The organism is Oceanobacillus sp. CF4.6 (assembly GCF_051262635.1).
Classification (GTDB): Bacteria; Bacillota; Bacilli; order Bacillales; family Amphibacillaceae; genus Oceanobacillus.
The window spans coordinates 1-19,442 of the sequence record NZ_JBIMEX010000018.1 but is presented as its reverse complement, the minus strand read 5'-3'; the positions used below and the strand labels follow the sequence as shown (position 1 = coordinate 19,442).

Genomic DNA, 19,442 nt, shown 5'->3' with positions numbered 1-19,442 from the left:
TATACTGATGCTACGGCTGGATGAGGAAGGTCGAAACTTCTTGGTGCGTTAGAGCCCTACCCGCAGTCTGACTCCTTCGACCACGGTGCATCACGGATTGTTGCTCCCTTTTGGGAAGCACTCATGGTAGATTAACCCTATTCTGGTTGTTGCGCCAGCCTCTAATATTATATGCCGTAGAAAGGATGTTTTCAATGGATGTAATCATTGAAAGAGCGTGTGGTTTAGATGTCCACAAAGACAACATTACTGCATGTATTATCACTCCAGAAGGAAAGGAGATTGAAACATTTTCAACTAAAACCGTGTACCTAATCGAGTTGGTGGATTGGGTAAAGGAACACAAGTGTACTCATGTGGCTATGGAAAGTACAAGTGTTTACTGGAAACCAATTGTTAATTTGTTGGAAGCTGAAGATATAGAATTTCTAGTTGTTAATGCTCAACATATTAAAGCTGTTCCAGGGAGAAAAACGGATGTAAAAGATGCCGAATGGGTTGCTAAGCTACTTCGTCATGGTTTGCTCAGAGCTAGTTTTATTCCTGATCGTAACCAGCGAGAATTACGTGAACTTGTTCGTTATCGTCGAAGTATAATCGAAGAGCGCGCCAGACAACTTAATCGGATACAAAAAGTTTTAGAAGGAGCTAATATCAAATTAGGTTCCGTTGTTTCCGATATTACAGGAGTATCTGCACGTGATATGCTTCGATCTATAGCTGAAGGCAATGATGATCTTGACGTTTTATCAAATTATGCAAGAGGAAAAATGAAACAGAAAAAAGACGAGCTAAAACTCGCACTTCAGGGTTATATACAAGATCATCAACGATTCATGATAAAGACGATTTTAGACCATATTGATTTCCTTACTGACAACATAGATAAGTTGGACGAAGAGATCGCTTTAAGGATGAAGGGCTACCAAGAAGATATAGACCGATTAGATTCCATTCCAGGAATTGGTACAAGAATGGCTGAACAGATGCTAGCAGAACTTGGAACGGATATTAAGAAACAATTTCCTAGTGCAGCTCATATGTGTTCGTGGGCGGGATTGGTTCCTGGAAATAACCAAAGTGCTGGAAAACGTAAAGCTTCTAAAACTAGGAATGGAAACAAATATTTGAAATCAGCATTAATAGAAGCAGCTCATTCCGTTCGAGGTTCAAAGAACTATCTTGGAGCACTTTACCGCCGTACTGCTGCACGTAAAGGAAAAAAACGAGCAGCAGTTGTAGTTGCTCATGCGATTTTACGGATCTCCTACTACCTATTAACCCGCAAGGAAATGTATGTGGATTTAGGAGAAGATTACTTCGATAAGCAAAGAAAACAATCCATTGTTAGACATTCACTTCGTCGCCTAGAAAGTCTAGGATACACAGTGGATATCAAGGAACAAATAGCTTAATCAACATCGCCTTATTCCAATAGATCTTTGAATGATGGCGCTCTCCTCTTTTTTTAAAAAATGAATGAGCTGCGTCTACTTTAGTATTGCCATTTTTCCTTATTTAAGAACTTTATTTTCATGGTAGAAGTCTCCGTGTATTTCCCAGAGCTGGTTAGAAGGTTGCTAACAATTACTATATTAGCGTAGCCAAAATAGCATTATAAAACTTCACCAGTCCGGGTGAGCGGCGGGCGGTGACTCCTGCGGGAACAGCACGTGTCCGAAGACCAGAAGAGTGGTTTTCTCTTCGGGGCTGAGGCCGTGCCCGCGGAAAGCATCCGCCCAGAGCGATCCCTGACGGCGGGAAAAGCAGTTACATAAAGAAACCAATCAACCAGTAGTTACTTCGCAGTTTATACAAAATGCGATGATAAAAATCTAGTAGGTAAGGCCAAAATACGACGAGGGCTCTTACCTCCATGCAAACTTAGAACAAATCAAGTTGCCTCGATGAGAGCCCTTCGTATTGAATTTGGAGCAATTCTTGAAATGTTTTGGCATTGCTCGCTAATCTCCGCCAGAATTATTGTTGAACAGGACAATGATATCTTTCGTATCTTTACTTAAATCCATAATCGTCTTCTTCTTTCATAAAAGCAAGTGTTTCAGCACGATAACGTCCATTAAACCTTTTTTACAACATTCATAGCTTAATTCTCCAATCTCTTCCGTTTCGTATCCTTGCTTACGACATATTTTACGAAAGGAATAATAAATACCGACAGAAATAAAATGCGGAACAATTGAAATGCGGTTACGATTGTCACCTCCGCTTTTACAGAAGCAGCAATAATCCCCATTTGATCTAGTCCTCCAGGAACGACACTTAAAAAGCCAGTCGAGAAATCTAATGCTGTTTGCCTTTGGAGAAGAATACTAATCCCTAGTGCAAACAGAATTAATACCCCACTTGAGAAAAAGGCATAAAAAATATTTTTTTTGGTAAGTTTGATATTCTCTTTTTTCAAGAGAAGACCAATGTAAATTCCAATAACTAGTTGTGCCATATGTAGAAGTGAGGATGGCATAAATGGTACTTCCACACTTCCTAAATTAAACATCATCATTAAAAAGACTGGTCCTAGCAAATAAGCGGTTGGGATCTTTATCTTTTTAAAGAGGAACCCTGTAAAATAACAAAGCACTAGAAGGCCAATTAGATAAACAGAATAAACCCCTTCTACCGAATTCTGGACGTGTGATGTTTGGTCGTTTGTTACGATAAACGGAACAACCGTAACAATCATTAAAACGCGAAGAATATGATAAAAAGTTACAGCAGACAAATCAATATTTTTCTGTTCTTCAGCAAATATTATGATCTGTTGCAGCCCTCCAGGTACACAACAAGTCATTGCAGTACCACGGTCCATCTTCGTCCAGTATGCCATCAATGAACTAATTAACAAAAATAATATAAAAAAGACGATATTGATGAGAAGCATAACTGGAAAATATTGCTTCATATCACGCAAAGCTTCTAATGTAAATGCATAACCTATTACATATCCTGCAATGACAAGACCTATATTTCGAAAAACTGGATGCCATTTAAGCGAAATCGGAGTAAATAATTGTACGGATAATACAGCAAATAATGGACCAAGCATCCATGGCATCGGCAGACCCACTGCAACAAAAAGAATAGCTCCAGCAATTCCTATAAGTAAAGCTTTCAACATTGAATAGATGGACATGTAGTCAACTTCCTTCTCACGTTCGGAGTTCTCCTCTTTTTATTATATCGTTTTTTATCTATTTCCTAAATCATTATTGTAACAAGGTTAGCCCAAATCAAAAAAACCTGAGACGTTAGGAAACCGAACTCAGGTTTTTGGCATCTTATTTGTAGGACCGATTGCTTTCTTATTTCACTATGAGAACTGGGCAATCTGCACGTTTTGCAACTTTATGACTTACACTACCTAATATAAAGGATTGCAAGTTATTCAATCCACGACTTCCAATCACGACACAGTCAAATCCCTTTTCGTTCGCAAACGCGACAATCTCTGGTCCAGGCTCCCCATGAAGTACATGTGTATTAAATTCAGCAACCGACTGTTTCAGTAATTCCCTTATTGGATTAAGTTTTTCTTTACGCTTTTTTTCAATTTCAAATTTATTTGTAGCATGTAAAACATCTTCTTTTGCTTTATTGCCATCGACAACATAAAGGACATCGATCGCTCCGTTAAAATTTTCAGCCAATGCAATCGCATGATGAGTAGATCGGATGGAATTCTCTGATCCATCTACTGCCAATAAAATTCGTTTAAACAAATGCCTCACCTCCCATTTATATCTATTTTTAATCATATAACCGTTAATTAATGTCCAGATGCGTTCGAAATACCGCCAATTCGGCTCTTCAGTTGCTCACTCTCTGCATTTATCCCGCTGTAACTGACCTTAATGTTATTCTGTGCAAACTTCATTTCTATCTTATCCAATGCTCCTATTGCGGAATCATCCCACAAGTGAGTATTCGTTAAGTCAATTTCTACTTCTTTGACAGAATCCTCAAAGTTAAACTTACTTGGAAAATCACTTACAGATGCAAAGAATAATTGTCCCTCTACTCGGTAGATTTTCTTCTGATCTCGAAGTACAAGCTCTTCTGTTACTTTAATTTTAGATATCTTAGCTGCAAAGAAAATAGCACTTAATAGTACTCCTGCAAATACTCCGATAGCTAAATTATGAGTTGCCAGTACAATAATCACAGTAGCAACCATGACGATTGCATCTGTTCTAGGAAGTTTCGCAAGATTTTTAACTGATGACCAATCAAATGTACTGATGGCGACCATAAACATTACACCCGCCAAGGCTGCTAGTGGAATCTGTATAACCAACCCACCTAAAACAACAATCAAGAACATGAGAAACACACCCGCAACAAGCGCTGATAAGCGACCTCTTCCGCCGGATTTTACATTAATAACCGATTGTCCAATCATTGCACAGCCAGCCATACCACCAAAGAATCCTGACACGATGTTAGCAATCCCCTGTCCTCGGCTTTCTTTGTTTTTATTACTCTCTGAATCTGTCATATCATCAACAATATTAGCCGTCAAAAGTGACTCTATTAAACCAACTACTGCCAGTGATAATGAATAAGGAAGAATAATCATTAGGGTCTCCAACGACAATGGGATGTCAGGAAGTAAAAATACGGGCAATTGTTGCGAGATTGCTCCCATATCCCCCACTGTTCCAATATTGATATTTCCGTAAATAACAATTGCAGTTATTACTACAATCGCCACAAGAGTTGAAGGTATTGCTTTTGTAATTCTTGGCAAAAGATAAATAATTGCCAAAGTCAGTCCGACAAGCGCAAACATAATCCATGATTCTCCTTCAAAATGCGGCAACTGAGCTGTGAAAATCATGATAGCTAGCGCATTTACAAATCCAACCATTACCGACCTGGGAACGAATTTCATTACTTTAGCCATTTTAAAAACACCAAATAATATTTGAATAGCACCTGTTAAAATTGTTGCAGCCAATAAGTATTGTAATCCATGGTCTGCAATCAAATCAACCATTACCAAGGCCATCGCCCCTGTTGCAGCAGAAATCATTCCTGGGCGTCCACCGACAAAGGCAATAACTACTGCAATACAGAATGAAGCATAAAGGCCAACCATTGGATCGACTCCTGCAATAATCGAAAAGGCTATTGCCTCCGGTATGAGGGCCAGTGCTACAACGATTCCCGCTAATACATCACCTCTTACATTTCCAAACCATTCTTGTTTTAATTCTTGTACTTTCAATTTTGCACCTCTTTTAATTTTTTATAGTATAGTAACTTTTGACTCTCACAAAAGTTAAGTTCCGTTTTCAACAAAACGAATCATACCATAGAAAATTTAAAAATACAAAACCTTAAGTAAACGCAATCATTAATAATATACTCTATAATCCTCCACTATTACTTATATATCTATCAACTTTGACCAATAGTATATAATTTTATATCGGAGTATAATCATTTATAATTGAGTATGTTCTGTTATAAATTTGAAAAAGTTAGCGCTCAAATATGGTATGATAAAGATATGTAATAAGTTTGGAGGCATCTTTTAATGACGAAAGAAATTATGACTGTTTCACAAGTAGCAGAATACTTACAGCTGAGTGAAATGACAACATATAAATTGGTACAAGAAGGAAAACTGCCCGGGTTTAAAATCGGAAGACACTGGAGAGTAAAAAAAGAAGATTTAAATGAGTTTATCGAAAGACTGAAAAATGGAGAGAGACTTTAAATAAATAATTCCAAATAGCAAAGCACGTATTCTAATTCATTGAATAACGTGCTTTGCTATTTGATTTTTTTCGCTGACATTCATGGTAGTAACGACAAATTAATAAGATTATAAGTAATTATTCTCTTATTTAAGTAACCGACTATAATTAAATTTTATTAAAATAAAAATAGAATTTCTGCAGATAATATATGAGTCAAGACGTAATTTTAAGGTCAATTTACAGAAGGAGGAAACATAACAAATGGCAAACGTTAAATTAGCGATTATTTACTACAGTTCTACCGGAACAAATTATCAAATGGCACAATGGGCTGAAGAAGCTGGTTCACAGGCTGGAGCTGAAGTTAGATTACGTAAAGTGCATGAGCTTGCCCCAGAAGCCGCAATAGAACAAAATGCTGGATGGAAAGCCCATTATGAAGCAGCAAAGGATGTTTCAGAAGCATCTTCTGAAGATATTGAATGGGCAGATGCAATTATTTTCAGTACCCCAACACGTTTTGGAAATGTAGCATCACAAATGAAACAATTTCTTGATTTACAAGGTGGAATATGGGGATCTGGTAAAACAGTAAATAAAGTGGTCAGTGCAATGACATCTGCATCAAATTCTCATGGTGGTCAAGAAGCAACGATCCTTTCTCTTTATACATCCATGATGCACTGGGGGGCAATTATTGTACCTCCTGGATACACCGATCAAGTGCTTTTTGGTGCTGGTGGAAATCCATATGGAACTAGCGTTACACAGGGACCAGACGGGAAAATGGTAGAAGATGTACAAGCAGCAGTAAAACATCAAGCAAAACGGACAGTAGAAATTGCTTCGAAGGTTATTGGTGGTTAAACATTTAAATAATTTCGATTAGATATATCCCTCAATGTAGAAAAGCACGATATTCAATGGATTAGAATATCGTGCTTTTCTTATTAATTATATTTTTTAAAATAGATTCACTTACATTATTCGACCGTAACTGATTTAGCCAAGTTACGCGGCTTATCCACGTCACAATCACGATGCAATGCAGCATAATAAGCCAGTAATTGCATTGGAATGACACTTACAAGCGGTGTCAATAGCTCATGCACATGCGGTAATACAAAGGCATCATCGTCCTGTTCCAGTCCTTTAAGGCTGATAATCATTGCCTTGGCACCACGAGCAACTACTTCCTGTACATTACTACGGATAGAGTAGTTAACGTTTTCCTGTGTAGCCAAAGCAATTACAGGTGTACCTTCTTCGATCAAAGCGATGGTACCATGTTTTAATTCCCCACCGGCAAATCCTTCTGCCTGAATGTAGGAGATTTCTTTCAGCTTCAATGCCGCTTCAAGGGAAACATTGTAATCACCACTTCTTCCAATAAAGAACGCATTACGTGTAGTGCTAAAGTAATCTCTTGCCAGCTGTTCCAATTCCTCTTTCTGATCTGTTAAAACTTCCATTGCATTGGCAACAATCGCAAGCTCCTGCATTGGGTCAAAATCCAATGCAATGCCTTTTGCATTAGCTGTATCTACTGCTAGTATTGCCAGTACTGCAATTTGAGCAGTATATGCTTTTGTTGATGCGACTGCAATTTCAGGACCTGCATATAAGTTTAATGTGTAATCTGCTTCACGAGAAAGGGTGGATCCTGGCACATTCGTAATCGTTAGTGCTGGATATCCTTTTTTCTTTATTTTCACTAATACGGATCTGCTGTCAGCAGTTTCTCCACTTTGTGAGATGAACACAAATAACGGATTTTCTGACAGTAATGGCATATTATATGAAAATTCACTTGCAACATGGACTTCGACTGGAATCTTTGCTAATTTTTCGAGGAACTCTTTCCCAACTAAACCTGCATGATAGCTTGTTCCTGCAGCAATAATATAGATACGATCAGCTGCCTTCATAGCACTGCGAATATCTGCATCAAGCTTTAATTCATTGTTTTCTTTCTGATATTTATTGATAATTTTACGCATCACAATCGGCTGTTCATCGATTTCTTTTAGCATAAAATGCGGATATGTCCCTTTTTCAGTATCATTTGCATCGATTTCAGCTGTATATGGTTTACGTTCCACAACAGTTCCTTCAAGTGTTTGCACTTCAACGAAATTGCGATTTACAAGGACAATTTCCTTATCAAAAATCTCCAAGTATTGATCCGTTTCCTTTAACGTAGCCATGGCATCACTTGCAACAAGGTTGAACCCATCACCTAAACCTACTAGAAGTGGACTTTTATTTTTGGAAACATACAATGTCTCGTGATCCTCAGCATCAATCATGGCAATCGCATAGGAGCCTTTCAAAAGACGCATCGCTTCACGGAATGCTTCCAAAGTATCCTGATGTTGTTCATAAAGCTGGTCAATTAACTGTATGATTATTTCCGTATCTGTATCACTTACAAGGTTCACATCACGAAGATATTCTTTTTTGAGGTCATTGTAATTTTCAATAACACCATTATGAACAAGTGTAAATCTTCCAGTCACGCTTTGGTGTGGATGTGCATTGATTATACTTGGCACACCATGAGTAGCCCAGCGAGTATGGCCTATTCCCATTGTTGCATAAACAGAGCTATCAACACTTTCACGTAATGCTGCAATACGACCTTTTACTTTTGTCAGGTTGACTCCCTCATCATTCAGGATAGCAATTCCTGCAGAGTCATAACCTCTATATTCCAATTTTTCAAGACCATTTAATAAAACTTCTTTCGTATCGTTTTGTCCGATATAGCCTACAATTCCGCACATATCGATGTCCTCCTTAAAATAGGGGGCAGATAAACAAACCTCTACAAAGTTTAGGGGCGTTAACTGCCCCTCTCTCGTGTATTTTTTGTATGAACATCTTTCTTTATCCTTTTGTCCAATAAGTCGCCAAATTGTTTTTAGGATAAAGCTAAACGACTGAGATATCCAGCCGGGAGGCATCCGCCGAAATCCTCGATAACCCCCACCTCGTCAACTACTTTTCCTCACCGATCGAAAAATAGTCCTGGCGCTTTAATTACTTTAATACTTTCTATGCTCCTTTCATTTCTTGAATAATAAAGACAGCTCTATACATTTACCTCTTTTAACAGAAAGTAAACACTTTTACAAAGAGCTTATTATATTGTAACCGAGAAAGTTTAGGCAGGCAACATATTTTTTAATGTATACCTTTAGTTAGCTTATGAGATACAATCTCTACGTGTTCACAAGGAGACAAATAGATTCATCCTGTTGAGCAAGTAAATAAGGAAATCTGGACCTATCTAAATCCATTGCCCATAAATTTACCTTCCCATTTAGATTAATTCAGACTGTACTATCACTTCGGTTTCGTCTAACTATCCGTGGTAACTTTCCGTATTATAAATACTTGAAATACAAAAAGAACTGCTTTCATTGAAAACAGTTCTTTTCTTATATAGAGTATAGTTACATTCCAGGAAGATTTTCTATGACTTTCACTACTCGATCTGCGTAATGCTCACATTCCTCTTTTGTTGGTGCTTCAACCATCACTCGAACAAGCGGTTCCGTTCCTGAAGGCCTAACCAACACGCGCCCTTGGTCACCCAATTCTCGCTCTACTGCTGCAACCTCTTCCAGAATAACGGAATTGCTTAATACCTCGTTTTTATCTTTTACTTTAACGTTTATCAATACCTGTGGGAAGATTTTCATTTCACCGGCAAGTTCTGATAAAGGTTTCCCCGTTTCTTTCATGACATTAACAAGCTGCAACGCGGATAACATGCCATCACCAGTTGTGATGTAGTCCAAGAAGATAATGTGACCCGACTGTTCTCCACCAAGGTTGTAACCACCTTTACGCATCTCTTCCATTACGTAACGATCACCGACTGCGGTTTTGTCACTGCGCATACCATTTTCCTCTATCGCTTTGTAAAAACCAATATTACTCATTACGGTAGACACAACCGTATTATGTTTTAGTAATCCAATTTCATTCAAATACTTTGCACAGATAAACATGATCTGATCGCCATCGACGATATTGCCTTTCTCATCCACCGCAATCAGTCGATCACCATCTCCGTCAAAAGCCAATCCGATATCAGCGCCCTTTTCTGAAACAAATGCCTGTAATGTCTCTGGATGTGTAGATCCCACACCATCATTAATGTTTAGTCCATTTGGTGTGGAGCCGAGGGAAAAGATATCCGCTTCAAGGTCCGCAAATAAATGCGTCGCAAGACTCGATGTTGCCCCATGTGCACAATCAATAGCAATTTGAATTCCTTCAAAATCATTATCGATGGTGTCTTTCAGGTAGGATAAATATTTCTGGCCACCTTCAAAGTAATCATTGACAATACCAATATCTCCACCGGTTGGACGTGGCAAAGTATCTTCGCCATCCATCAGGCTTTCAATTTCATGCTCCTGTTCATCCGTTAATTTAAAGCCATCTGGGCCAAAGAATTTAATTCCATTATCTTCAACTGGATTATGGGAAGCAGAAATCATTACACCGGCATGGGCGCTGGTAGCTTTTGTAAGATATGCTACTCCTGGAGTAGATATAACTCCAAGACGCATCACCTCTGCACCAATTGATAGCAGTCCAGCTAATAGAGCTCCCTCAAGCATATGTCCTGAAATCCGTGTATCACGACCGATAAGGACTCGAGGTTTATCATTATCCTTTGTGAGTACATAACCACCACAGCGTCCCAGTTTATAAGCAAGTTCAGGTGTCAGCTCCTCATTGGCAATCCCTCTAACGCCATCTGTTCCAAAATATTTTCCCATCTTTACCTCTCCTTTAACTACATCCAATTCAACTGTTTTCTAAAACAAGCTCTTCATCGTCTCAGTTGATTTCAATAAGTATTTCTTCCAATGCAACAGTAACTGTTATCTCTTCTACTTCCGGTCCATCAATTATTAGAGGAACCCGGTGTTCTCCCTGTTCCAAGTTAGATAAATTTATGACGGCACGAAAATCATCCACGGTTAATTCACTGATATTTGATTGATTACCTGTAACTGTAATATCCATCAAGGCTGTTTCAGGTTCAATATAATTTACGTTCAGTCCTTCTTCCAACTCTTCTTCAGTAATTGGTACATCTTCAATAACATGCATTTGTTCTATATCGATTGTTACCTCAATTGTTTCCAACTCTGGGGCATTTACACCTTCGGGCAATCTTAGTTCTGCATTGATTGTCCCTGATTCGGTTACTTCTGACAAATCAATTGCTTCTGTAGTTACTTCCGTAATATCATCCAATATAGCACTCGTGGAGTAAATTTCTACTTCTTCTACATTAGCAGAAATGGAACTTAGTGAATAGCCTTCAGACATTTCGCCAGTAGTCTCCACCGTTACAGGTACTGACTTACTAGGATTATCAATTTCGGCGGATACTTGTACACTTTCAGGTTCAATTCTAACATCCAATTCTTTTCCCTGTGTATCATAGACAGCTACAGGAACTTCACGGTTGTTAATCGAGCCTTCCAATCCTTCTAAATTAACATATGCTTTGACAGACCCTACTTGGTCGATTACAGATCTGGAACTTGTTATGGTAACCGTTGCAGGTTCTACCACATGGTCAATAAGTTTATATCCTTCTGCCAACTTATCACTGTTAACAAAATCAGCAACCACACTGAATTCTTCACTTGCTCTTTCTTCAATCGTTACCTCAATTGTTTTTGGTTCAATATATACATTAATATCCTTGGAAATTGTATGTTGGATTTCTACAACATGCTCTCCTTCTTCTAATCCTTGCAAATCGACATACACATCAAAGTTGCGCTGTAAGGATAATGGGGTCACATTACCAGGTGATCCCTGTAAATTAACTGTTACATATTTGGGTACTCCGCTGACAACATAATTTTCTTCATCTATTCTAATATCCACTGGAACATCGTCCAGCATATTTGATTGATCGTTACTTCCTGAAAAAGTTGGATCAGACTCGGTTGAATTAACGGTAACATTAACGAATGCATATAAAAACACCGCAAAGGCTAACGAAATTATCCGGACAAACCATTTACTTTTAAACCAGTTATCCATTATTACTTCCCCCTCGTTTCCGCGACTTTTTTTCAGAGGTTTTTTCAATTAAGGATAAGTGGGCTTGCAACATACCGCGAAGGTTATCTTGATCCAAGTCCCTATGCAGTTCTCCGTTTTTCGTGCAGGAAATAGCACCAGTTTCCTCCGAAACAACAATTGTTAGTGCATCTGTTACTTCACTGATACCCATTGCTGCCCGATGACGTGTCCCTAGTTCCTTCGATATAAATGGACTTTCCGATAAAGGGAGATAACAGGCCGCTGCTGTTATTTCACCTTCTTTAAGAATCACAGCACCATCATGCAGCGGGGTGTTCGGTGTAAAGATATTCGTAAGCAGCTGATGAGATAATTTCCCATTTATAGCTATGCCGGTTTCAGCATATTCACCAATACCTGTCTCCCGTTCGATAGATATAAGTGCACCGATTCTCCTTTTTGCCATATAACTGCATGACTGAAGAATTGCTGCAATTTCCTGTTCAATAATTTCTTCTTCTGATTTAGCACTTCTTGAAAAAAGATTTCCCCTACCAAGCTGTTCAAGTGCCCTTCTCAATTCTGGTTGGAATAAAATTATAATTACGATAAGTCCCCAGTCAATAGCTTGATTAGTTACCCATTGCATCGTTTGTAGATCGAGTATGATGCTTAACGCCCAAACTACTAAGACAACTGCAATCCCTTTTAAAAGCTGAATTGCTTTTGTACCCCTGATTAGCATTAACAATTTATATAGTACATACCAGACGAAAGCTATATCTACGCCTATTCTTAGCAGATCCAAAACATCAAATCCCCCATCAAGCATGCTAACACATCCTTTAGCTGTATAAATTTATTTAATAGATGTTCTCAAAGTATTGGTAGCATACTTAACTTTTTGAACAATTTCTTTATTTTTTATAGATAGTCACGATACCTATTATAACATATTTTTCCGAAAAGATATGTCTTCGAACATACCAGCATTCAAACAAAAACACGGATAAGTTTCATGCTCATCCGCGTTTAATTTAGAATATATTTATTTAAAAGGAAAAGACACCTTTAAAGAAATTCTTCACCTGATACCACATCCACTCAAACATTCGGTCAACGGTTTGAAATTCTCCATTTATCCCCCCAACCGAGGCCATAAGTTCTTCCCCTTCTAGCGGGTTATCCTGAATGAGTTCACTATTTACTAATGTGACATTACCGTCAATCGTACCTTTTATTAGTAAGTTACCATTTTTGACCAGTACATCTCCAGGAACCGTTACCCCTTCAGGAACGATCACTGTATCTCCCTCGATGATCAGCTCTTCCTGTTTGGAGACTACTAATTCACTGTCCTGATTCCAGGATGAGAACATCCCGCCCATCATTAAGATAAAAAATATAGCTGCAGCCGTTATTACCGGATGTATTTTAAACCATCGTATATATTTCACGCTTTTTCTTTCTATTGGTAGCTTCTGCATAACTTTCTGAGTGAAGTCATCTGGTGCCGAAAAATGTTCTGCACTCTTTATCAGTGTTATTGTACGCTTTAATTCATGGAAGTGGTGTTGACAGTCAGCACACGTTTCCAAGTGTGTGCGTAAATCACATTCTTCCTGCTTCGTAAGGTCTCCGTCTAAATATTTATGCATCAATTCTATTGATGTTCGATTACAATCCATGTAGTACACACTCCTTTACACATGACGAAGTCTTTTCCTTAATGCTTCCCTTCCACGATGGATCCGGGTTTTCACCGTTCCTAATGGGACATCCAAAATTTCGCTTATTTCCTGAAGCGAAAATTCCTCCAAATAACGTAGCATAATAATGCTTCGATACTTTGGTGGGAGTTGTGAAATTTCATGATGAATATAGCGCTGCAATTCAAGACCTTCAACTACTTCTCCTGGGAGACGTTCCTCGCTCGCCAGTTGAGAATACATATCTAAACCTTCCGTCCCTTTTATTTCCGCATCCAGATATAAATCTGGCTTCCGTTTTCGTAATCGGTCGATCGTTAAATTAGTAGCGATACGATACAACCACGTAGAAAACTTTCTGCGTTCATCATAGGAATGAATATTAACATATGCACGTATAAAAGCCTCTTGAGCCATATCTTCCGCCTCATGTGCATTACCAAGCATTCGGAAACAATGCTGGTAAATTTTATTTTGATAGAAGGAGACTACATCACCAAATGCGGCCTGATCCCCTTTTTTTACTTCTTTAATTTTTTCTTTAATAAACTGGTCCATAAGGTTCCCTCCGCTTACTATGCGGTACTCGTTATACGAATATGTAATACAAAAGGTTTCAAAATTATTTCGTATTTTATCGCATTTTATTATTTTTCCCTGTCACAGAATGTTCAATTTATACTAGGACGTTTAAAATTGATTAAATTTGGGTATTTTTCTATTATAGTATACTAGATAGGAGGAAAGTTTTGTGACTAAAAATAATTTAAGAGAAAAAATCGAAGAATGCCGTGAAGAAATGATTACTCTTTCCTTTACCAATGATCTAACTTCTGAAGCTGTAATTTCCTCAAGTATTAAACTTGATCAATTACTTAATGAATACCAAAGATACACACAATGACAAAAAAATATAATGAAAGCATAAAAAGACGTCTATTTTCTGAAAGAATTCGAAAATAATGTCTTTTTATGCTTTCATATAAAATAATTTTTATTATTATCTATGATAAACTTACTGCACCGTGAGAATTCGGTTGAAGGGTTAGCGGTTTAATACCTGCCTCTTCCCAAGCCTTCATCAATCCTTCTGCTTTTTCCTTTGTGGGCATAAAAGCAATCCCGCAATCGCCCCCACCTGCACCTGAAGGTTTCCCTGCACCACCAAAGGATTCAGCTAAATCACACAGTTTACGAAGGAGGGGTGTTTCAATCCAGGTGTTCGCATGCCTTCCAACCGTGGCTAATGCTTGTCTGTTTTGTTTAACACCTCTTATAAGAAGGTTGAAATCTTCCTCATCCATACCTGTTAGAAAGTTGGCTACAGCTTCATCACTACTTTTTAAAAAAGTCTGAAATGCAACCGGATTATCTATTTTTAACTGTAATATTTTATCGACAAGTTTCGCAGTAGATGCTGGCTTACCCGTCCAACCAACACAAAAATAAACATTTTTTGGCATTTTAATCGGTTTCGATGAATAATAAATCCAATTATTCTCCAACAATTCAGTGATCGAATCACTATGTAAATAAGCTTTTTTCAACCAATCCGCCTGAAAAGAAGAATACTGCAATAGACCACCGAAAGACGAAGCCGCCACATCAGCGCCAGAACCATTTCCCTGCGTTTTTACGTGAGATATTGCTGCAAGTTTAAATACAATCTCTGGGGTTGGATCCTGGGCAAGAAATTCCTTTAGAATAGCTGTTACAACCGAAGTGACAACCGCTGCACTGGATCCCAAGCCATATTTTATTCCAGACGCATCGTCAAGTTCACTATGAATAGACAAGTGGAACGGTTTTACGTTTATTCGCTTTTCCTTTAAATAAGTATAGGCAATGGTCATAGCATCACACACAAATCGAACTCTCTCATCGTCCGTACGAATCGTTATTTGATCGTTATTATATTCCCACTTGAGATTTTGTAAATTAAAATCGTGTAATGTAAGCCCGTTTCTATCACTATTCTCAATCGTTGCATAAACAAACCTGTTTATTGCCATTACCGCTAAATTATGACGGGGTTCAAGAACGGCAAACTCTCCAGCTATCATTAATTTCCCCGGAACTTTTATGGTCATTGAAGTGCTTGACAAGACGCCCAACTCCTAAAGATAACTTATTCCCTGACCTGGTTTACTTAAAATAACATCCGTTACACCGGGTATCGTTCGAAGTGTTTCCTTAACTTTTCCTTCATCCTCCGGCAAATAAAGAACCTTTACATTTGGACCTGCGTCTATAGTGAAATAAGCAGGAATACCCTTCTCTTTCATTTCTTGAACTGTTTGCATGACACGCATTGTTGTATCATGCCAATATGTAAATGGAGGATTTGCAGCCAACGTAGTTGCATGCATTTTCAAACAATTGGCTTCAGCTATACTGCCTGTTTTTTCAAAGTCCTTGGTTTTTATTGCGTCTTTAATTTCCCGTAAATCCTTGGGAATGCTATCAATCCATCCAGAGTAAAACGGAGATGTTTCCACTGTTCTTTTCATACCAGCACGACTCGACACTTTTTTCACCGTTGACGAAAGAACTACGGCTGCAACTCTAATATCCCAATGTTGAGCTGGAGCCACTGGAACAGCAAATGAATCGGAACCATCCGTCTTATCTCCCATTTCCCACTCAGCAAATCCACCATAAATGGAACGGCTAGCTGAGCCCGAGCCTTGACGAGTAAGTCGTGATAATTCCTGATTGTCCAATTGCATTCCAATCGCTTTCGTTCCTGCTGCAGCGAGCGCCGCAAATCCGGAAGCAGATGATGCGAATCCTGCTGCAGTAGGAACATCATTTTTAGAGTGAACCGTTGCATAAAGATTTTCTTTTCCTGCCATCGTGCGAATTATATCAAGAAAATTACTTACGCGTTGATAAGACTCACCTTCTACAGGCTTGTCATCTAGCATAAATTGATCTCGGGTTAAATTTGCCTGAAAGTCTACAGTTGTTGTTGTAAAAAAGCCATCCAGGGTTAAGGAAAGACTGCTGTTCGTAGGTAGAATTAGTGCTTCGTCACGCTTCCCCCAATATTTTATTAAAGCAATATTCGTATGCGCTTTGGCTGTAGCTTTCATCATAATCTCCCATTTCTTTCATCTTTTTAATCCTGTTTTTTTAAAACAAACGGCCAAACAGATGTAGCACCATATTTCCTTAACTTCTCAGCAAGTTGTTTGGAATGCACTTCATTCTGGGCAAGGGCGATAATACAACCACCGTTGCCACCACCGGTCAATTTCGCTCCAAGAGCTCCTTCTTTGCGGGCAAAATAAATGAGCTTGTTTAAGCCAGCATCACTAACACCCAAAGCTTCCAATTCTTTCTGTGCTTCATTCAAAAGTTGTCCTAAAAATTGCCTGCTGGCCTTCTCCATTGCATCCTTCGCGTGATGTGTTAATTCACCAATCCGGTCAATTTTCCGTTGAATACGCTTTGGAGCAGATTTTAATAAACGAGCTACCGATTCGACGGATGTCCGTGTATCTCCCACTCTTCCCGAATCTGCAACGATAAAGTGAAAATCCTCACCAAGTTCAATATAATTAATAGGGCTTTCTTTTTCGTACCAAATTGGGGTTTTTGAAGTAATCGTAAGTGTATCAATCCCACTAGGAGCCCCATGTGCATAAGTTTCCGCAACATTTGCAAGCATTAGTAATTCGGACTCGGTACAATCTCTATCCGCGAAATCAAACAGGGATCTAATAACAGAAATGGCAACAGATGCACTGGATCCCAAACCTTTACCAGGCGGTATAGAAGAATTAATTCGGATCAGTAAATCTTCACAAGGAATCCCTAGATAATCAAGTGTATCATTTATGCAATTAACGATTCCATGCAAAGATTCCGGGGCCAAATGAAGTGGCCCATGATAGAAAGTACTGTCCATTTTTACTGAGCCTGGCACATATTCAATAACTGTTTCAACACCAATTAGTGGAAAAGGAATAGCGATTGCTGGTTGTCCGTGTACAACTGCGTGCTCTCCTATCAAAATTAGCTTACTATGAGCTATACCTATAGCTGTTTTTTCTGAAGTTGTTACTTTTTCTGCACTCATTTTTTATACATTTCCACCAATTCTTTAGCTTTTCCGACACGGATTTCTTTTTGTTCGATTAATTTTTCAGCAATGATATCAATCATCTCCCCTGAAGCGCCTGCTGCTATTGCAACAGATCGAGAATGTAGAGCCATATGGCCTTTTTGAATACCATCTGTCGCTAGTGCCTTCAATGCTCCGAGATTTTGCGCCAATCCAACCGCTACAATTACCTGCGCAAGTTCCTTGGCCGATTTTATATCCATTATGGATAGGGAAAGCTTTGCCAACGGATGAACTCTGGTTGCTCCACCAACAGTTCCGACAGACATTGGTAATTCAATTTCCCCTATAAGATTTCCGTTTTCATCTTTGAACCATTTTGTCATGGAACCGTAACTACCATGACGGGAAGCATATGCATGTGCTCCAGCCTCCACGGCACGCCAGTCATTACCTGTTGCAATTACAACAGGATCAATTCCATTCATAATCCCTTTATTATGCGTTACTGCACGATATGGGTCTGATTCCGCAAATTCATATGCATGTATAACGCCATCACGAACTTCCTCTCCGGAATATTCTCCAGTAGCAAGCAGTTCAGGAGGAATGACACACCTTGCCCGCGCCAAGCATTTATCTGCAAAGTTCGATAAAATCCGCAAATAAACTTTACCTTTTGTTATTTCCTCGACAATGGGCGCAATAGATTCAACCATCGTGTTAATAATATTCGCTCCCATTGCATCACGTGTATCGACATATATATGCAGGACAAGCATCTGCCCATACTTCGAATTACTTTCTTCATTAAGGATACGTATATCCAGATCTCCAGCCCCGCCACCTCGATTTACAATGCTCGGATATGCAGCGTTCGCAGCTTTTATTAATGACTCTTTTTGATCCAATAAGTCCTGTTTCGCAACTTGATAATTCGGACAGCCTATCACCTGAATCTGTCCTATCATTATTCTTTCCGTTGCATTGGTTTGAAATCCCCCAGCGCTTCTGACAATTTTAGCTATATGACTTGCCGAAGCAACTACTGAGGCTTCCTCAATCGCCATTGGTACTACATATTCTTTCCCGTTTACTAGGAAATTCAACCCTAAACCCAATGGGAGTTGAAATGTACCTATAACATTTTCGATCATTTTATCTGCGGTTTCAGTAGATAGAGGCTGATTAATACAGAGATCGTTTAAATCCTCTGAAGAGAAATCTAGCACATTTTTAAGCAGGTCCCGTCGTTGTTCAACAGACAAATTATAAAAACCGGGGATTCTGGAAGATTTCATCCTGGATCATCCTTTAATATAGAAATTATATATAAAATTCTTTCCATTTATGATTTTAAACTATATAGATTATAACATGAAACCTTATTTTTTTTCATTTAGAAGTAACTCCATAGAAAACACAAAAAAATAACTGTAACTATTATGAATAATTTTATCTAAATATGCAAATAAACAAGGTTGTATGTTACCATAACGACCTTGTTTATTTTCTGTTGCATATACTGATTTTGATTGATGAGCCATGAAGGATTCGAACCTTCGACCCTTTGATTAAAAGTCAAATGCTCTACCAACTGAGCTAATGGCTCGTATAATATTTTTATCAAAGAAAAATTACAAAACATCCTTCAAAATAAAAAAATGGCTGGGCCACCAGGATTCGAACCTGGGGTACACGGGATCAAAACCCGATGCCTTACCGCTTGGCTATAGCCCAACAATAGTAATGGTGGAGGGGGGCAGATTCGAACTGCCGAACCCTGAGGGAGCGGATTTACAGTCCGCCGCGTTTAGCCACTTCGCTACCCCTCCGTACATATTGTTAACTATACTTATTAATTTATAC

At 38.6% G+C, this 19,442-nt stretch carries 17 protein-coding genes and 3 tRNA genes; 4 read left to right on the top strand and 16 right to left on the bottom strand.

Going from position 1 to position 19,442, the window contains the following annotated elements; translation table 11 throughout:
* Nucleotides 1–194 precede the first annotated feature (194 nt).
* Entirely contained in the window at nt 195–1,415 is a 1,221-nt protein-coding gene (locus ACHABU_RS19615; RefSeq protein WP_435766651.1) for an IS110 family transposase, read from the top strand.
* Nucleotides 1,416–2,107: 692 nt separating this feature from the next.
* Here the strand turns inward: ACHABU_RS19615 and ACHABU_RS19610 are convergent.
* From ACHABU_RS19610 to ACHABU_RS19600, 3 genes are all read right to left on the bottom strand, one after another.
* Entirely contained in the window at nt 2,108–3,154 is a 1,047-nt protein-coding gene (locus ACHABU_RS19610) for an AbrB family transcriptional regulator (RefSeq protein WP_435766650.1), read from the bottom strand.
* Between the two features lie 169 nt (nt 3,155–3,323).
* On the bottom strand, nt 3,324–3,749 hold the full coding sequence (locus ACHABU_RS19605) for a universal stress protein (RefSeq protein WP_435766649.1): 426 nt from the start codon (nt 3,747–3,749) through the stop codon (nt 3,324–3,326).
* Nucleotides 3,750–3,787: 38 nt separating this feature from the next.
* Nucleotides 3,788–5,248 (bottom strand): SulP family inorganic anion transporter, encoded by a 1,461-nt coding sequence (locus ACHABU_RS19600; protein ID WP_435766648.1) that lies wholly within the window; start codon nt 5,246–5,248, stop codon nt 3,788–3,790.
* Between the two features lie 312 nt (nt 5,249–5,560).
* Here ACHABU_RS19600 and ACHABU_RS19595 point away from each other — a divergent pair, with 312 nt between their 5' ends.
* Together ACHABU_RS19595 and wrbA are read left to right on the top strand one after the other, a co-directional pair.
* On the top strand, nt 5,561–5,743 hold the full coding sequence (locus tag ACHABU_RS19595; RefSeq protein ID WP_435766647.1) for a helix-turn-helix domain-containing protein: 183 nt from the start codon (nt 5,561–5,563) through the stop codon (nt 5,741–5,743).
* 244 nt (nt 5,744–5,987) lie between these two features.
* A complete protein-coding gene (gene wrbA / locus ACHABU_RS19590; RefSeq protein ID WP_435766646.1) occupies nt 5,988–6,593 on the top strand; it encodes an NAD(P)H:quinone oxidoreductase in 606 nt (201 codons plus the stop codon).
* Nucleotides 6,594–6,709: 116 nt separating this feature from the next.
* Here the strand turns inward: wrbA and glmS are convergent, their stop codons facing one another.
* The 6 genes from glmS to sigW all read right to left on the bottom strand — a co-directional run bounded on the left by glmS (nt 6,710) and on the right by sigW (nt 14,062).
* On the bottom strand, nt 6,710–8,512 hold the full coding sequence (gene glmS / locus ACHABU_RS19585; RefSeq protein ID WP_435766645.1) for a glutamine--fructose-6-phosphate transaminase (isomerizing): 1,803 nt from the start codon (nt 8,510–8,512) through the stop codon (nt 6,710–6,712).
* Nucleotides 8,513–9,184: 672 nt separating this feature from the next.
* Entirely contained in the window at nt 9,185–10,525 is a 1,341-nt protein-coding gene (gene glmM / locus ACHABU_RS19580) for a phosphoglucosamine mutase (RefSeq protein WP_435766644.1), read from the bottom strand.
* A 61-nt stretch (nt 10,526–10,586) separates the two neighbouring features.
* The gene (locus ACHABU_RS19575) at nt 10,587–11,813 is read right to left on the bottom strand and encodes a CdaR family protein (RefSeq protein WP_435766643.1); all 1,227 of its coding nucleotides are present in this window, start codon (nt 11,811–11,813) and stop codon (nt 10,587–10,589) included.
* Nucleotides 11,806–12,627, bottom strand: coding sequence for a diadenylate cyclase CdaA (gene cdaA / locus ACHABU_RS19570; protein ID WP_435766642.1), 822 nt, complete (start codon nt 12,625–12,627; stop codon nt 11,806–11,808). The genes ACHABU_RS19575 and cdaA overlap by 8 nt, the downstream gene beginning before the upstream one ends.
* Before the next feature lie 220 nt (nt 12,628–12,847).
* Entirely contained in the window at nt 12,848–13,483 is a 636-nt protein-coding gene (rsiW, locus tag ACHABU_RS19565; RefSeq protein WP_435766641.1) for an anti-sigma-W factor RsiW, read from the bottom strand.
* A 15-nt stretch (nt 13,484–13,498) separates the two neighbouring features.
* On the bottom strand, nt 13,499–14,062 hold the full coding sequence (gene sigW / locus ACHABU_RS19560; protein ID WP_435766640.1) for an RNA polymerase sigma factor SigW: 564 nt from the start codon (nt 14,060–14,062) through the stop codon (nt 13,499–13,501).
* 193 nt (nt 14,063–14,255) lie between these two features.
* On the opposite strand from sigW, the gene ACHABU_RS19555 reads away from it, so the two are divergent.
* Nucleotides 14,256–14,408, top strand: a complete 153-nt coding sequence (locus ACHABU_RS19555; protein WP_435766639.1) for a Spo0E family sporulation regulatory protein-aspartic acid phosphatase — start codon at nt 14,256–14,258, stop codon at nt 14,406–14,408.
* Nucleotides 14,409–14,508: 100 nt separating this feature from the next.
* Here the strand turns inward: ACHABU_RS19555 and ACHABU_RS19550 are convergent, their stop codons facing one another.
* The 7 genes from ACHABU_RS19550 to ACHABU_RS19520 all read right to left on the bottom strand — a co-directional run bounded on the left by ACHABU_RS19550 (nt 14,509) and on the right by ACHABU_RS19520 (nt 19,408).
* Nucleotides 14,509–15,609, bottom strand: coding sequence for a phosphomevalonate kinase (locus ACHABU_RS19550; protein WP_435766638.1), 1,101 nt, complete (start codon nt 15,607–15,609; stop codon nt 14,509–14,511).
* Between the two features lie 12 nt (nt 15,610–15,621).
* A complete protein-coding gene (gene mvaD, locus ACHABU_RS19545; protein ID WP_435766637.1) occupies nt 15,622–16,599 on the bottom strand; it encodes a diphosphomevalonate decarboxylase in 978 nt (325 codons plus the stop codon).
* 26 nt (nt 16,600–16,625) lie between these two features.
* The gene (gene mvk / locus ACHABU_RS19540) at nt 16,626–17,588 is read right to left on the bottom strand and encodes a mevalonate kinase (protein ID WP_435766636.1); all 963 of its coding nucleotides are present in this window, start codon (nt 17,586–17,588) and stop codon (nt 16,626–16,628) included.
* Nucleotides 17,585–18,874, bottom strand: coding sequence for a hydroxymethylglutaryl-CoA reductase, degradative (locus ACHABU_RS19535; RefSeq protein WP_435766635.1), 1,290 nt, complete (start codon nt 18,872–18,874; stop codon nt 17,585–17,587). The genes mvk and ACHABU_RS19535 overlap by 4 nt, the downstream gene beginning before the upstream one ends.
* 238 nt (nt 18,875–19,112) lie before the next feature.
* Nucleotides 19,113–19,185 (bottom strand) — tRNA-Lys (locus ACHABU_RS19530).
* Nucleotides 19,186–19,238: 53 nt separating this feature from the next.
* Nucleotides 19,239–19,313: transfer RNA gene (locus ACHABU_RS19525), tRNA-Gln, on the bottom strand.
* 10 nt (nt 19,314–19,323) lie between these two features.
* Nucleotides 19,324–19,408, bottom strand: a tRNA-Tyr gene (locus tag ACHABU_RS19520).
* Nucleotides 19,409–19,442: the final 34 nt, after the last annotated feature.